The following is a 16,643-nucleotide window of genomic DNA, read 5'->3' as shown; positions in this document are numbered from 1 at the left end:
ATTTACACTACCGTTCTATTAATCAAAATCAAGCACATGTCAGAAAAAGCTACATTGCACGTTAATGGGGAAAAATATGAATTTCCTGTTGTTGAAGGCACTGAAAATGAATTAGCCGTTGATATTAAAACCTTACGATCATCTAGTGGTATAATAACCCTGGATCCGGGTTATAAGAATACCGGTTCCTGTGAAAGTGCTATTACTTTTTTAGACGGTGAGAAAGGTATTCTCAGGTACCGTGGATATGCCATTGAAGAATTGGCAGAGAAAGCAGATTTTCTTGAAGTTGCCTACTTGCTAATTTTTGGTGAATTGCCAACTGAAGAACAATTAATAAAATTTGATAAGGATATAAAAGCTGAGGCCCATGTAGATGAGGAAATGAAAAAAATCCTTAATGGATTTCCTAAATCTGCGCATCCCATGGGCGTTTTATCGTCATTGACCAATGCTCTGATTGCCTTTAATCCGAGTTCTGTAAACGTGTCTTCAGATGAGGATATGTATCATGCAATAGTTCGGATTTTAGGTAAATTTCCTGTTTTGGTCGCCTGGACTTTGCGCAAGAAAAAAGGTTTGCCACTGGAATATGGAAGTAGTTCATTGGGTTACGTGGAAAATATTCATAAAATGATGTTTAGAAGGCCTGATCATGAATATCACAAGAATGAAATAGTAATTGAAGCTTTGGATAAACTATTAATTCTTCATGCAGATCATGAACAGAATTGTTCTACCTCTACGGTCAGAATAGTTGGTTCTTCGCACGCAGGATTATTTGCTTCCCTATCTGCTGGAATTTCTGCACTTTGGGGCCCTTTACATGGAGGTGCTAATCAAGCCGTACTGGAAATGCTTGAAGCTATTGATAATGATGGAGGTGATACCAAGAAATATATGGCCAAGGCCAAAGATAAAAGCGATCCATTCAGATTGATGGGATTTGGACACAGGGTGTATAAGAATTTCGACCCAAGGGCCAAGATTCTTAAAAAAGCTGCGGATGAGGTTTTGGGAGATCTTGGGATCGATGATCCAATATTGGATATTGCCAAAGGTCTTGAGAACGAGGCTTTGGAAGATCAGTACTTTGTAGATCGCAAATTGTATCCCAACGTAGATTTCTATTCTGGTATAATCTACAGGGCCTTAGGAATACCTGTAGATATGTTCACCGTAATGTTTGCCTTAGGCCGACTTCCCGGATGGATAGCCCAATGGAAGGAAATGAGGCAAAGAGGAGAACCAATTGGAAGACCACGGCAAGTTTATATAGGAGAAAATTTAAGACCTTTTAAGGCACTTAACAAACGATAGCCTTACATAGACAACTCTAATGCTGAAATTAAACGTCTATGATGAGACATCCCGTCTAAGATCTGTTTTATTGGGAACAGCCCAAAGTAATGGCTCTATTCCAAAGCCGGAAGACGCTTATGATCCTAAATCTCTGGAACATATCCTCGCAGGTACATATCCCCATGAAAAAGATATGATTGAGGAAATGGAGGCATTTGCCGCTGTATTCATGAAATATGGTGTAGAAGTTTACAGGCCTGAGATAATAGCTGATTGTAACCAGATTTTTTCAAGGGATATTGCATTTGTTATAGAGAATAAACTCATCAAAGCCAATATACTTCCACACCGGGAGGAGGAATTTCAGGCCATTCTTCATGTTCTTGAATTTATTGCCATCGAAAACATCTTATATCCACCAGAAGAAGTCCATATAGAAGGGGGCGATGTAATGCCATGGAAAGATTACATTTTTATTGGCACTTATACCGGGCATGATTACCCTGATTATATTACTGCAAGAACCAATTGGGAAGGTGTGGAATACATCAAGAAGATGTTTCCACATAAGAAAGTAAAATCATTTGAACTCCGCAAGTGTATTGTAAATCCTAAGGAAAATGCCCTTCATCTCGATTGTTGTTTTCAGCCCATTGGTCATGATAAGGCCATCATTCATAAAAATGGCTTCCTGATTGAAGAAGAATACGAATGGCTGGTTTCGCATTTTGGCAAGGAAAATCTCTTTGAAATCACCGGTGATGAAATGTATCATATGTTTAGTAATGTGTTTTCCATAAGTCCTGATGTTATTGTCTCCGAGAGAAATTTTACAAGGCTGAATAATTGGCTTAGAGATCAGGGTTTTACTGTGGAGGAAATACCATATGCTGAGGTCTCAAAGCAGGGCGGATTATTAAGATGCAGTACAATGCCTTTAGTCCGGGACTAACACTTTTCTTTGTCTGATTCTTTTAATTTGAAATTAGCTTACCAGGATTGATGGGTTGTAGTTACCCATTAAAATTTACTTACTCCACTTTGTAATTTTTGACACTTCTGTTTAAGAATTTGATTAATGATAAATATCTATTGCCATATAGTACTGTTATACTATAGGTTAAAATTTGCAGTAAAATGATTGGGGAAATGGTTACATTTATCCTGAATTTTTAAGCAACTAATGAAGCAGATTACCAACACCATTTTGATGATTCGCCCGGTACAATTTCGAATGAACGAACAGACCGCAGTGAATAACTATTTTATGGAAGACATCGACCTCCAAAACAATACAATTAACCTGAAGGCACAGCAGGAGTTTGATGCATTTGTTGATGTATTAAGGAATAAAGGAATAGAGGTCATAGTGATTGAGGACAAGCCTGTTCCCGATACACCAGATTCAATTTTTCCAAACAACTGGATCTCTTTTCATTCTGATGGTACGGTAGTCATTTATCCTATGTTTGCCGAAAATCGCAGAGAGGAGCGAAGAGAGGATATTCTTGATATCCTTGAAGCCAATGGTTTTCTGATAGAGAATATAATAGACTATACTTCTGCTGAAAAAGAAGGACTTTTTCTGGAGGGAACAGGAAGTATTTTAATGGACCGTGTAAATCAAAAAGTGTATTGTGCGCTTTCTGACCGCGCACATGAAGAACTGGTAATTGAATTTTGTGAAGACTTTGAATGTACTCCGGTAATCTTTACTGCATATCAATCTGTGAATGGAGAACGATTGCCTATATATCATACCAATGTTATGATCTGCATGGGCGAGACCTATGCCGTAATTTGTTTAGACGCTATAGATGATAAGAAAGAAAGGAAAAACGTTTTAAATCATCTGAAACAGGACGGGAAAGAGATCATTGAAATCACTGAGGAACAAATGCATCACTTCGCAGGAAATATGCTACAGGTAGCAGGAGCCTCAGATAAACGTTATCTGATTATGAGTACCTCGGCATATAACAGCCTAAGGCCGGATCAGATTAGTATTTTGGAAAAGTACAACCCTATTGTGCATAGCACTTTAGATACCATTGAGACTTGCGGCGGCGGGAGTGCCCGTTGTATGATGGCGGAAGTGTTTTTACCCAGACAATAGTTTTAAAATACTTTCACCAAACGAACTCTTATTTAGCAGATACGGTAAATTCACGAATAGCCCTATTGGGTTCCATAATATCATATCCTTCCCAGAATTCAGGATTGTAACTGGAAAGGTAAGTGGCTTTAACAGTTTCATTTTCAACCGAATTTGAAAATTCACCGGTGCTTATTAGCTTGGAATCAAAGACAACCAATTCGTATTTCTCTGTATTGAAGTTAATAATATCCAGCTCCATAGATAATTCATTTTGCTTCCTTCTTCCCTTTACATGCTTGTTTTTCTCTATTACGCTCAAAGGTCTTCTTATACCCATTTTACGACCGAATACCTTATCAATAAATCGTAAATCATACTTATTATTACTTCCCTTACTGAAAATTGTAGTTCCTTTATAGGTGATTTCCTCATAGGAGAACCCCAATAATTTTATTCTTTTCAATGAATTTACGTTCTCATAGTCTATTCGCATTATGGCAAAATCTTCTATATTTACATAGATTGTTCCTCTAAAATCTTCTGACCTTTTTGGGTCAAATTCAATAACATATACGCCTTCGTCTTCCAGGGCAGTAAATCCTTTTAATCTAAATTCATAGCGGTTAGATTTGTTAATAAAATTTAGTTTGGTGTCATCATTATAGAAGAGTTCAGAATAAAGATCGTGCAGCTGATCTTTTTTGGATGACAGAAAATGTTTATTACCATCGTCTTTGAGTTTATCTTCTAACTCATCCGTCTCGTCTGAGGCATCAAATAAGGAATCTAGCTCCACTTTTTGACCAAACCAGCCCGACTTAATTTTTAAATAGGAATCAGGTTTTACATTTTCTTTAAAAATGCGCTCTAATTTGGCCGAAAGAGCCTCCATAGAACCTTTATTGTTTTTATCGTATAATTCAGCCGCCTTTTCTATGTATAGGCGATGCTCGTCTGGTTTTCTGTAAAAATCGCACAAACTTTCTGTATAGTAGGATGCATTTCTTGGTAAAATGGAGACCACACTATCCAGAAATTTTTTATTTAGCTCTTCTATGGTAGATTTTTCAAATTCAATATCCATTTTAGTCATGGTATTGAGGCTGGATTGCCTAAAGAACAAACGCTGTTTTATGGGCTCTTTATTATAATTTGTCGGTAAATTTTCTTTTACTTTTTCAATGATTTCATCAATACTGAGATTATTGTTAAATAGATATACTTCATTTAGTTCTATAGCCTTTGGTTCTATGTATATAACACTATCCAAAATAGCCTTAAAATGGATAGCTGTTTTTTTATATCCCATACTGGAAATATAGATGGAATCTTGTTGTTCGGACCTGGATTTTAAATTTACACTAAATCTGCCTTCCTCATTAGTAATAATACCACGATGCTCGCTAAATTGAACCGTTGCATAGGGAATACCTTCGTTTGTTTTGGTGTCTACTACCCTGGAGGAAATAGATTGGCAATGTACAGATATAGAAGCAAGTAGAAATATGTAAATAAAAATATTAGAAATGGGTTTGCTCATAAGTCCTCTCATTAATTAATATATTATCAAGACGATGTAACCATATAAAACGTTACTAATGTTTATAAAATAATTATGCTTTTGCCAGATTTCTTATCATACCCCCAAAAATGAAATAATGAAAGGGAAGTACGCTATACCAATATAGCCTGCCTTTTAACCCTCTTGGCCTGAAGGTAGCCGTCTGATGTAACACACTGTCTTCATCAATTCTAAATTCTAACCAGGCTTCCCCGGGCAAACGCATTTCCGCAAATAGCAGAAGACGTTTATTTTTTTTATCGGCCAATAGAACTCGCCAAAAGTCCAGGGAATCTCCGGGGAAGATTTTATCAGGATGTGTACGCCCGCGCCTTAGTCCAACACCACCTGTAAGTTTATCAATAAACCCTCTGAACCTCCATAACCAATTGCCATAGTACCAGCCATTATCTCCGCCAATCTTCCAGATATTCTTTAAAACCCTTTCCTTATCCTGTACTTTTAGTTTTTTCTCGTCTTTAAGTACACCGTATTTAGGCACCTGGATAAACTTTCCCAGGTTTTTATTCAATCGACCGCTAATCATACTATCCTTCCAGCTACTTACAACCAGGTTTTGTTCAATTTTTATAAACGCCATATCTATGGCCTCCTCATAGGTATGTGTTTTTATCCCCAATAATTGTTCGAGTTTGTTGTCCCTCGCCACTACTTCAATTTTCATACTGTCAACAAGGTTTAAAGCCAATTTATAGGAAGTAGAAGTAACAAAATAAAGCCAGTAAGAAGATAACTTAGGAGTCATTATAGGAACAGTAATAATCCAGTTTTTGAAGCCCCTTATCCTGGCGTAACGCTGCAGCATTTGCTTATAGGTAAGGACATCCGGTCCGGCAATATCAAAAGATTGATTATATGTTTTTCTGTTACCCAGGACACCCGTCAGAAAATGCATGACATCCCTAATGGCGATAGGCTGGGTTTTTGTGAGGACCCATTTTGGTGTAATCATAACCGGCAACTTTTCGCAGAGGTCACGAATTATTTCAAAAGACGAGCTTCCAGATCCTACAATGATCCCTGCTCTGAGTACCGTAAGGTTAAATTCGCCATTAGATAATATCTCCTCAACATTTTTTCTTGACCATAGATGCTTCGACAGATTTTCATCATTTACGATTCCACTTAGGTAGATTACATGTTCTACCTTGGTTTTATTTATATAGCTATTAAAATTATAGGCTGTCCTGGCTTCCATTTCATCAAAATCACGAGTAGATGTGCTCATGGAATGAATTAGAAAATAAGCAGCTTCAATATCAATAGGTATTTTTCCTTCCTCAACAGCTTCTAAAAAATCGATCTCAATAATTGTAATCTTAGAGCGTGTCTCAGGGTCTATCGAAAGTCGTTCTTTGTTGCGGACGGCACATATTATTTCATGGCCCTCATCTAGGAGTAGGGGCAATAAACGCATTCCAATATATCCGTTAGCTCCGGTTATTAGTATTTTCATCGGTTATAAATCTTCAATAGAGGTTGGTAAATTGTCCGTTTTAAAATCCAGTATTTTTTTAAAGAATTTCTGAATGGCTTTGGTATCCGATTTCACTTTTATAAAGTAATGGTCCCGAAAGATTGAATAAATAGCTAAATCACCTTTATAGATAGTTAGCTTGTAATACGGAATAACCAGCGCATAGGTTTCTAGAAGGGATCGGAAGCGCACAATTATCCCTTTTGGACGCATTTCCACATTACAACTATTCAGATTATTGTCTAAAAGCAGTAGATTTCCAATTTCAATGCTGGTTTCAGTTATAAATAGTTTAGGAGATCCTATGCCATTCATCGCCCAACGTTCTTTTAACATAAAAGGTTTACCTACTTCGTTATCAATTTTCATTGTAAGATCGCGGTTATTATAGGATACATTTACGAGCATGGTTTTTATTTTATTCTATATTTTTTATAATGGTATTATTTCTAGTATTTGGGAATTTTCAATATAGTTGTCTAAAACACCATATTTTTGTAAACACCAAAGACTATGAGCTATAAAAGTCTAAAAATTCATTAGTTTTGCAGCCTTAATTGGGGAAATTTTATGAATATTCAGGAGGTTATTCAGACAAAAGTGATAGAGGCAGTAGCTTCGCTATATAATATAACAATACCCTCGGTTGAATTTCAACCTACCAGAAAAGATTTTGAGGGAGATATCACTGTAGTTGTTTTTCCCATGCTTCGCTATATAAAGGGTAATCCCGTGCAAATTGGAACTCAAATAGGCACCTTTCTGGAGAAGGAGCTAAATGAGGTTAAGGGATTTAACGTAATAAAAGGATTTTTGAATTTAGTAATTACGGATAATTACTATAAGAATTTCTTTGATTCCATAAAAGAAGATGAAAGTTATGGGCGTAAGCCAGAGCAAGATAATAATGCCTTCTTAGTTGAATATTCCTCACCCAATACCAATAAACCCTTGCATCTTGGTCATATCCGGAATAATTTACTCGGTTATTCTGTGGCAGAAATTCTAAAGGCTAGTGGGAATAGGGTATATAAAACACAGATCATAAATGACAGAGGTATTCATATCTGTAAAAGTATGTTGGCCTGGCAAATGTTTGGGAATGGAGAAACTCCGGAGAGCACCGGATTAAAGGGCGACAAATTGGCGGGTTTGTATTACGTAAAATTTGACCAGGTCTATAAGGAGGAAGTGGCAGGGCTCATTTCGGCTGGAATGGATAAAATTCAGGCAGAAAAACAAGCACCGATATTACTGGAAGCGCAGGAAATGTTACTGAAATGGGAAGCAGGTGATGCAAAAGTTATAAACCTTTGGAAAAAAATGAATAGTTGGGTTTATAGCGGATTTAATGAGACCTATGCCAATTTGGGCGTTGATTTTGATAAACTCTATTACGAAAGTGAGACTTATTTGTTGGGTAAAGATATGATTGCCGATGGGATAGAAAAGGGAATATTTTACCGAAAGGAAGACGGGAGTGTCTGGATAGACCTCACCGATGAGGGACTGGATGAGAAAATTGTTCTCAGGGCAGACGGCACTGCAGTGTATATGACACAGGATATTGGTACCGCTATTCAGCGTGTAAAAGATTTTCCGGATATTGGGGGAATGGTATATACTGTTGGTAATGAACAAGATTATCATTTTAAGGTATTGTTCCTGATCCTAAAGAAACTGGGTTATTCCTGGGCACAACATTTATACCATTTAAGCTATGGGATGGTCGACTTGCCGGAGGGGAAAATGAAAAGCAGGGAAGGAACCGTGGTAGATGCGGATGATCTGATTGACGAAATGACCAACACTGCTGCCCAAATCTCCCAGGAATTGGGAAAACTGGATGATTACTCTGAAGAAGAAAAACAAAAACTATATCGTATCATTGGCCTGGGAGCATTAAAGTACTATATATTAAAGGTTGACCCTAAAAAACGAATTTTATTTAATCCTGAGGAATCGGTTGATTTTCAAGGAAATACGGGACCCTTTATTCAATATACATATGCCAGGATTCAATCTATTCTTCGGAAAGCAAACTTGAGTACCAGTGAACTTTTAAATCAACTGGGGCAGAGTATTGAACTGCACCCAAAAGAGAAGGAATTAATAAAGCTGTTGGAAATCTACCCTGAAACTGTGAAACTTGCCGCTGAAAACTACAGTCCGGCCTTAATTGCCAACTATACTTATGATCTTGTTAAGGAATTCAACTCATTTTATCAGCAGGTCTCTATATTGGGTGAATCGAAAGAAGAGATAAGGATATTTAGGGTACAGCTTGCAAAGAAAGTAGGAGAGGTAATTAAATCTGCTTTTCAGCTACTTGGCATACAAGTGCCTGTAAGAATGTAAAAAGACCGCCATTCCGGCGGTCTTTTTGTTTTAAATAATTATACTTTTTAAACTCTTGTTTGTTCTTAGGCTTTCTCTTCAGTAGCAACTACCGCAAGGTTGTAGACTACCAGGCCAAATCCAATTTTATTAATTGCGTCTCCAATGTTGTAAACCACATCCATTGATAAACCGCCAAATAAACCTTCATACCATCCTGGAGTTCCAGCCATATAGCCCAGCGGATAGATAGCCCATCCAACAAGGACAAACCAGCAAAGCATTTTATGGGCCTGTAATACGGCTCCTCCGGCTTTTACGGCGAGCTTCTTGGCCGTTCCGAACCAGATCTCATAAACAATAATAAAGTATGCGATACCGGAAATAAGACCCCATATCCATGCGGCATCTCTGTAAACGGCTTCTCCCAAATAACCTGTAACCAACATGATTACGGAAAGAAGAATAAGTCTCCACATAAGAGATCTTTTAGCTCCCGCAACTTTTAAGATTAAAAAGAATTCCACACACATCAGCGGGACGGTAAGGATCCAGTCTACATAACGGAAGAAAGTAGGCGATTCTCCGAAATCTGCCCAATAATCGCGCATGTACCAGTAGTGCACTGCGGCAATAAAAGTGATTAATCCGGAAACAAGGATTGAGGTTCTCCACTTTTTGTCAAAACTATTCATTGATAAAAAGAAAAAGGCAGCAGCTGCCATCATAGCCATACAACCTACAAAAAAGGTAAAGCCTACATAATCATTGGTGGCTAGTTTGGCAATCAAAGGGAATGATAATAAAAAATTTTCCATACGAATTTATTTAGTTAATTTTGTGGATATAAAAGTATGAAAAGTTAAACATAATTTGTTTAAGGATATGTTAATTTTGCTAGACAATATTCCAAAATATGCAAAATAAAGAGGTAGATTTTACAAAGTTGCAAGCTGCCACGCTTATTGCCACATTTTTTTCACTGTGGCTAGCTGTATATTTTGAGCATGCAGTAGAAAATTTACTTGCTTATATTTTGATTCTTTCCTTTGGAATACTTCATGGTGCTAATGACATTAAATTGTTGCAGGTTGAAGCTAAAAAGAAATCTAAACCCTATGATTTTTTACGAATACTTGCCTATTATGTCTTTTTTGTCCTTAGCGTGGCTGGCTTGTTTTATATTCTCCCGAGCATTGCTTTGGGTTTATTTATTCTTTTCAGTGCATACCATTTTGGTGAACAGCACTGGATCTCCAAAATTAATGGGAGTTCACGCTATTCAATCTTCCTTTTTACTGCCTACGGACTTGTAATCCTTTTTCTATTGTTTGAAGCTCATAGTTTGGAGGTTAGCGATATTATTTTTGACATCAGCAAGGTATATATAAACAATACCTATTACCAGATTATGCTGGGAATATCATTGATTATATTTGTTTTATTATTCCTGGTAAAATATAAACAGATACAGTGCAATATTTTGCTCGAATTATTTTATTTATTGGTTTTCTTTATTATTTTCAATACCGCCTCGTTACTATGGGCTTTCGCCATATTTTTTATTTTGTGGCACGCTATCCCATCATTGGGAGACCAGATTACCTATCTGTATGGGGATTTGTCCAGAAAACACTTTATAAAATATCTGAGGACATCAGTAATTTATTGGTTGGCATCGGTGATAACACTTGTACTATTATTTTTTTTTATGGAGGGCAGCAGTCAGGAGTTCATCCCCTTTTTATTCTCATTCCTTGCGGCAATTACATTTCCCCATGTCCTGGTAATATCCGGGCTGAATAAAAATTAGAAACTTATTCTGAAGCTCACATTAGGTGTGAATCCTAAGGAAACACTTTCAATGGTCACTATTTCGTCCTGCTCGTTTAATCTGTAGTAGGTATTCAATATGTTTTCTTTGTTCAGAATATTTAAGATGGACGCGCCGGCTGTTGCCTTTACCCTTTTCGAAATATTAAAGTTATAAATCGCGGAAGCGTCAGCCCTTAGGTAATCAGGGAGTCTGCTGGTGTTTGGTTCCTGATAATTGATTGAGACAGGGAAGGTTGTAAAATCAATTCCGTCTACACCTTCCTGGGGCTTTGTAAAAGGTTTACCCGTCCTGTAATTAATGCCTATTCCAATTTTTAAATTTTCATAGGTATAGGTACTTGCAAAGGTCAGGGTATGGCGGATGTCCAGATTATTGGGAAAAACATTAGGAACGATATCCTCAAAGGTGTAATTATTTAAATTATAGGCATAGCTCAACCACGTACTGAAAAGTGCGTTTTTGTGATTTATCAAAAACTCCAGGCCTTTCACATCATATTTTCCAATTTCACCATTGAACTGATTTTGGTTTTGAAAGCCCTGTGTTACAGTGCTTATGCCATTTACTTCTTTATAATACCCTTCCAGGCCAATAAACCATTGTCCCTTATCATAATTTATTCCCATAGAGCCTTGTTTACTTTTTACTATGGGCAAATTTGGATTTCCCGGAACTGTATCATTCTTGTTGTTGGATAACATCCAGCGCCTTTTTTCTATCCCCAGAAAATTCTGTTCCAAATCAATTATTTGATTTGTTGTCTGGTTCTTAAACTCCCCTTTTACTTCTAATTGAAGATTTGGGTAGAGCTCATAACTTAGGTTCAATCGGGGCTCAACAATAATTTCATCAAAATATTGCACATTTACAATATAATACAATCGGCCGCCTCCTCTTGCAACTAATCTTTTATTAGGCGAGGCATAGGAAATTTCACTGTACAACGAATTTGTACGTATGACCCCCTTTATGTTGCTCTCGTAAGGTGGTTGTGTAACATCGGTAAAATTGGTGATACCAACTTCTGAAAATTGAAATCCATTGAGCCAGTTTAAATTAGTTGTGAGTTTGTAAGTCGTATTTAATTTTACAGAGGTCTCTATTACCTCATTTCTTTGATCAAGTATTTGTTGTCCATTGTTTATACGGTTTTCGGAATCAAGGTTATAGTTAGAATAATAAGCATTTAACTTTGTTGAGAACCTGTCTGTCCATTCACTTTCAAGATTTCCTCCAAAAGAAAGATTGGTTTGACTTAGATTGCTCTGGTCTGTTCTTGCTGAACTTACGGCCGTTTCCGTGTAGTCCAGGTTATTGTTGATATTAATAAAACTAAATCGGGCCTTATGTTGCTCATTGATATCATATAAGACTTTGGCTGTAAAATCATAGAAATAGAATTTTTCATCCTGGCTTATATCTACACTACTATTTTGGTTTGAACCTCCTCCGACCTCAGTATCCTGAAAGGCTCTTTTAAAAAACTCCTTATAGGTTGGAGTCTTGATTAAGTCTGTAATGGAACGTCTTGCAGAAACTTGCAGAGCTAATTTATTTGAGATTGGGATCTGACCATAGAGGTCTCCGCTAATCATATTAATGCCCGCTCCACCAAAGAAATTACCCGCAATTTTATTTTTTGATTGCATATTAATTATTCCACTAACCCCATCTCCATATTCAGCGCTGGTCCCATCTTTTATTATGGTAACATGTTCAGTCAAATAGGGGTTAAAGGCAGAAATCAATCCGAAAAAATGACCGGATTGATACATTTTAATATCATCCCAAAGAATAAGGTTTTGATCGTTAGTCCCTCCTCTTATATTAATATCTGACACAGTCTCATCTATACTTTTTATTCCGGGAAGGGCTTGTACGGTTTGAAGAACGTCTGGTTCTAAGAGTCCCGGAAGAATTCCAAATTCTTCGGTATTAAGAGTAATGCTGCCATCAGTTTGTTTGGTAAGTCCTGTTGTCAAAAATTTATAAACCACAACTTCATCCAGCTGTTGATAGTTTAAACTGAATAAAAGGGTGGTACAGGGGTTTTTACTTACCAGATCCTCGGCGGTTACGTATTTTGGTTTATAACCTATATGTTTTATCCGAATGGAAGCTTTTCTGGGGATATTATCCAGAGAAAACCGGCCATTCATGTCTGTTACCGTAGATATACTACTGCCCAATACTTGTACTGATGCCCCTGAAGTTGTATTCTCACTGTAATTATCAAGGACAAATGCACATATATCTACTGTAGTGCTTTTGGAGAGCGTATAGTAGCGCTCACTTAGCTTTTTAATGATCAATTGGGTCTGATTCTGGATATCACTTAAAATACCCTCAAGAGAACTAGCTTTAGGAGTATCTACAAGTAAGGGTTGAAGGTCCTCATCGACATAAGAAAATTTTACATCAAAATCCTTCTCTAACTGCCGGATATAGGAAACCAGACTAATATTTTTTGGGAAGGTATCTACCTGAGCCCTGCCTGAAAAAAGGGCAAACAAAAGTATTAGGTATAGAAGTAGTATACTATTATGGCGCGTTTTCGGCATAGAATAGCACGTTGTTCCCCTCTAATTCATACTTGATCTGAGAAGGAGTACTAATACTCTGTAACGCCAAATTTATGTTTGTGTTGCTAAAAGAACCGGTAAATAATTGCTCAAGATTAACATTTTCAGTTTTAACCTCAATGTTGTATTGTCTTTCAAACTCATCCAGGACATAATTCAACGGTATACTATTAAAAGTACTTTCATTACTCATCCAGGAAGGAGTAGTCTCTGCTGGCGACTCTGTATTCAATACATTACCGTTAATTGCTATAAAAGAATTCCCGGCAGGAAGTTTAGTTTCTTTACCATTAAAAATGACACTCACCAGGCCTTCATAACAGGTAACCTCAAAAAATCCTGTTCTATTTTCTACATTAAATTGAGTACCCAATACGGTAACTAAACCATCATTGGTAGCAACCGTAAATTTTTGTCCTTTGGCAACCTTAAAGAAAGCTTCTCCTTGCAGGGAGATATTTCGTTCTTTAGCCCAGTTCTTTTCACTGTATGTTATCCTGGAATCAGCATTTAAGATAATCTCAGAATTATCCGGCAGCCTCACTTCATTGCGTTCCGCATATTGTGTAGAAACAGATTCATCTAAAGTTGATATATAAAAGTAAGATGCTGCAAAAATTACTACGATAGCAGCTGCAATGCGCCATAACCTGCGCATAGGATTCATCTTTATTACTTTAACATCTTTTTGCGGTTGATTGTTTTTGAATTCATTCCATGCCTTATCTATATCAAAATCCGGCGCTTCCAAAGTACCGCTGACCTGCATTAACTTCTCATAAGAAGCGTACTCAGCAGATTTTTTAAATGCTGCGAGTTCTTCCTCGGAGAGGTCATTATTCAGCCATTTTGCTAAGTAATTTTCTTGCATGATTTCTAACTTTATATCATTAAAACAATTAATTCTAATAAAACCCTACCCTCAATGACAAAAATAATTCTAAAACATCCGGAGTTACTTCCCAGGGACATGAAAGCTATATCCCTTCTATTTGATCTCTTAGCGCTTTTAGGGCCAGATGCATACGCTTTTCAATAGCTTTTACACTTACACCCTCCATCTCTGCTATTTCCGCATATTTTTTACCATCAATCCTATTTAGTAAAAAAGTGGTTCTCTGATTTTCAGGAAGACTATTTAAGGCATTATCCAGCTTTTCTTTAAACTCTTTTTCTTCCAGCAAGAATTCCGGTGATTCGTAAGAGCTATTATTTGTCCTGTCTGCATACTTTAAACGGACCTTTTCCGCTTTTATAACATTTAAATAAAGGTTATTTGCTATAGTATATACATAAGACTTTGCTTTTTCAGGACTTACTTTAGCACAATTCTCCCATAGTTTAACAAAAGCTTCCTGAACTACATCATACGCTTTCTCTTCGTTTCCGAATTTATAATATATATAGTTAAAAACCGTTTTGGAATTGGTTTTGAAGAGGTTACTGAACACTTCCTCCTCACATACGTTGTCCATATTTATTTGTTCTTACAGTTGGTTCTGTTTCAAAGATATTTTAAAAAAAATTAAAACAAGAGTAGGGTATTTTAAAATGTAGTTGTTTTAAAGTTGTACGAACAATAAAAAAATCCAAATCGTTATGAAAAAGTTTTTTAAGTATTCACTGCAAACCCTACTTCTGGTACTGGCATTTTCATTTAATGCCTGTCAGGAAGCATTTGAAGAATTACCACAACCAGACGAACAGCAAACTATAATTGCAAGTTCCTCTACAGCTAAGCTTATTGAAAATACCGCTTCCAATGACGGCTCCTTCGATAATATTGTAGATGGAGCAAGTTGTTTCGCTCTTGAATTTCCTTATACTGTTGAGGCAAATGGAGTTACGATCACCATAGAATCTAAAGATGGCCTGTATTTAATTGAAGAAATATTTGATCAATTAGAAGGTGATGAAGATATTCTTGAGATTATTTTCCCAATAGTTATTACGCTTGCTGATTTTACCACAATGGAAATTGAGGGTATAGATCACTTACGCGATTTGGCCAAAGAATGTATTGAAGGTGGACAGGATGATGACATAGAATGTATAGATTTTGTTTATCCTATTACGATATACACGTTTGATCTCAATGAGGTTGAAACAGGTTCAGTTACTGTAGGGTCCGATAAAGACCTTAGAACATTTTTTGCCGGTCTGGACGAAAATGACTTAATCGGGATTGACTTTCCCGTAGCCTTGGAACTTTACGATGGTACAAAAGTTGAAGTAATTAGTAATGCTGAATTGGCCAATGCACTTGAAATGGCTAAAGAAGCATGTGACGAGGATGACGATGATGATTATAACGATGATGATTTTACTCAGGAGCGTTTAGAGAATCTATTGGTAGAATGTCCATGGTTGATTCATGAGGTTGTAAGGGATGAAGTAAATCAATCAGATCAGTACTTTGAATACGTAATGAACTTTACCGAAGATGGTGCTGTAAACGTAAAAGACAGAATGGGTAATAATATAACCGGTACCTGGAGTACACGAGTTACTGACCATGGAGTTCTTATTAAACTTGAATTTGATGTATTGGTTGACTTTAACCTTGAATGGTTCGTATACGAACTGGGAGAAGGTAAGATTAAACTTTACGCCGAAGGAGGAAACAAGATTATAATGAATATCGCTTGTGATCTTTTCAATACCGATCCCGATACCCTAAGAGAGATTTTGAAAGAATGTAGCTGGGTAATAAAAAAGGTAAAAAACCAGGGTGAGGAAATTGACAGATTACTTGGCTATGAGTTTAACTTCTTGCCAGAAGGATTACCAATAGGTACTGTAACCCTTGGTAATGGTCAAAATACATCTCAAGGAACATGGGAAATTACCATGAATGAACAAGGAAGACTTGTAATGGCAATTACCATGGGATCAGAACCAGGAGTAAACTTTGAATGGCCATTATCTGACCTGAGAAATGACAGATTAAAGTTTGAAGTTGAAGATATCGGATATGAGCTAGTATTGCAAAGAGTATGTGATGACAATAATAGCGATGGTGATGTTCCGGAGATCAGAAACTTTATGATGGGTGGTGACTGGATGGTTGCCCTTTATGAAGACGGTGAAATGAATGAAACTGAAAATTATATGGGTTACACATTCAATTTCATGGCTAATCACTTAATATCTACTACACTTTCTGAAACTGGTGTTTCTTATCCGGGACTGTGGCGAGTGCTTCGTAATAGCGATAGTAAACTTAAAGTATACCTGAACTTCGGAGATGTAGATCCTCTTGCTGAGCTTACAGATGATTGGGAATGGGTTCCTACTATGGATGGCAGTATTAAACTGAGACATGTTAGCGTTTCAAATGACGGTCTTACTGAAAAAGTGAGTACCCTGGTTTTTGTAAAAATAATACCATAGATATACCCTAAGGAAAAGTATTTAAAATACCTTAT

General features: G+C 36.8%; 13 protein-coding genes. 6 read left to right on the top strand and 7 right to left on the bottom strand.

The features are described 5' to 3' along the window. The first annotated feature begins 36 nt into the window (after window positions 1-36). The 3 genes from Q0X66_RS10225 to ctlX all read left to right on the top strand — a co-directional run bounded on the left by Q0X66_RS10225 (window position 37) and on the right by ctlX (window position 3,418). Window positions 37-1,320, top strand: coding sequence for a citrate synthase (locus Q0X66_RS10225; protein ID WP_297705992.1), 1,284 nt, complete (start codon window positions 37-39; stop codon window positions 1,318-1,320). 19 nt (window positions 1,321-1,339) lie between these two features. Continuing rightward, window positions 1,340-2,254, top strand: coding sequence for a dimethylarginine dimethylaminohydrolase family protein (locus Q0X66_RS10220; RefSeq protein WP_297705990.1), 915 nt, complete (start codon window positions 1,340-1,342; stop codon window positions 2,252-2,254). Between the two features lie 231 nt (window positions 2,255-2,485). Then, on the top strand, window positions 2,486-3,418 hold the full coding sequence (gene ctlX / locus Q0X66_RS10215; protein WP_297705989.1) for a citrulline utilization hydrolase CtlX: 933 nt from the start codon (window positions 2,486-2,488) through the stop codon (window positions 3,416-3,418). Window positions 3,419-3,446: 28 nt separating this feature from the next. Here ctlX and Q0X66_RS10210 read toward each other — a convergent pair whose 3' ends face one another. From Q0X66_RS10210 to Q0X66_RS10200, 3 genes are all read right to left on the bottom strand, one after another. Then, window positions 3,447-4,940: a carboxypeptidase-like regulatory domain-containing protein gene (locus Q0X66_RS10210; RefSeq protein WP_297705987.1), complete on the bottom strand. Its 1,494-nt coding sequence runs from the start codon at window positions 4,938-4,940 to the stop codon at window positions 3,447-3,449. Window positions 4,941-5,013: 73 nt separating this feature from the next. Next, window positions 5,014-6,438 (bottom strand): SDR family oxidoreductase, encoded by a 1,425-nt coding sequence (locus tag Q0X66_RS10205; RefSeq protein ID WP_297705984.1) that lies wholly within the window; start codon window positions 6,436-6,438, stop codon window positions 5,014-5,016. Window positions 6,439-6,441: 3 nt separating this feature from the next. After that, a complete protein-coding gene (locus Q0X66_RS10200; RefSeq protein WP_297705982.1) occupies window positions 6,442-6,867 on the bottom strand; it encodes a hypothetical protein in 426 nt (141 codons plus the stop codon). Between the two features lie 162 nt (window positions 6,868-7,029). Between Q0X66_RS10200 and argS the strand changes: the two genes are divergently transcribed. Continuing rightward, window positions 7,030-8,817 carry an arginine--tRNA ligase gene (gene argS / locus Q0X66_RS10195; protein WP_297705979.1) on the top strand — a complete coding sequence of 596 codons (1,788 nt, stop codon included), beginning with the start codon at window positions 7,030-7,032 and terminating at the stop codon, window positions 8,815-8,817. Window positions 8,818-8,882: 65 nt separating this feature from the next. On the opposite strand, the gene Q0X66_RS10190 is transcribed toward argS, so the two are convergent. Further along, on the bottom strand, window positions 8,883-9,614 hold the full coding sequence (locus tag Q0X66_RS10190) for a bacteriorhodopsin-like (RefSeq protein ID WP_297705977.1): 732 nt from the start codon (window positions 9,612-9,614) through the stop codon (window positions 8,883-8,885). 98 nt (window positions 9,615-9,712) lie between these two features. Between Q0X66_RS10190 and Q0X66_RS10185 the strand changes: the two genes are divergently transcribed. Further along, window positions 9,713-10,609: a Brp/Blh family beta-carotene 15,15'-dioxygenase gene (locus tag Q0X66_RS10185; RefSeq protein ID WP_297705975.1), complete on the top strand. Its 897-nt coding sequence runs from the start codon at window positions 9,713-9,715 to the stop codon at window positions 10,607-10,609. Here the strand turns inward: Q0X66_RS10185 and Q0X66_RS10180 are convergent. The 3 genes from Q0X66_RS10180 to Q0X66_RS10170 all read right to left on the bottom strand — a co-directional run bounded on the left by Q0X66_RS10180 (window position 10,606) and on the right by Q0X66_RS10170 (window position 14,690). After that, the gene (locus Q0X66_RS10180; protein ID WP_297705973.1) at window positions 10,606-13,194 is read right to left on the bottom strand and encodes a carboxypeptidase-like regulatory domain-containing protein; all 2,589 of its coding nucleotides are present in this window, start codon (window positions 13,192-13,194) and stop codon (window positions 10,606-10,608) included. The two genes, Q0X66_RS10185 and Q0X66_RS10180, sit on opposite strands and share 4 nt — an antisense overlap. Further along, the gene (locus Q0X66_RS10175) at window positions 13,175-14,086 is read right to left on the bottom strand and encodes a FecR family protein (RefSeq protein WP_297705971.1); all 912 of its coding nucleotides are present in this window, start codon (window positions 14,084-14,086) and stop codon (window positions 13,175-13,177) included. The genes Q0X66_RS10180 and Q0X66_RS10175 overlap by 20 nt, the downstream gene beginning before the upstream one ends. A 106-nt stretch (window positions 14,087-14,192) precedes the next feature. Further along, window positions 14,193-14,690 (bottom strand): sigma-70 family RNA polymerase sigma factor, encoded by a 498-nt coding sequence (locus tag Q0X66_RS10170; protein WP_297705970.1) that lies wholly within the window; start codon window positions 14,688-14,690, stop codon window positions 14,193-14,195. Between the two features lie 124 nt (window positions 14,691-14,814). Between Q0X66_RS10170 and Q0X66_RS10165 the strand changes: the two genes are divergently transcribed. Then, complete coding sequence (locus Q0X66_RS10165; protein WP_297705969.1) at window positions 14,815-16,608, top strand: hypothetical protein; 1,794 nt, start codon at window positions 14,815-14,817, stop codon at window positions 16,606-16,608. Window positions 16,609-16,643: the final 35 nt, after the last annotated feature.

Source organism: uncultured Eudoraea sp., assembly GCF_947260015.1.
Taxonomy (GTDB): domain Bacteria; phylum Bacteroidota; class Bacteroidia; order Flavobacteriales; family Flavobacteriaceae; genus Eudoraea.
Note: the sequence above shows the minus strand (reverse complement) of the source record. Positions and strands in the feature narration are given on the sequence as shown.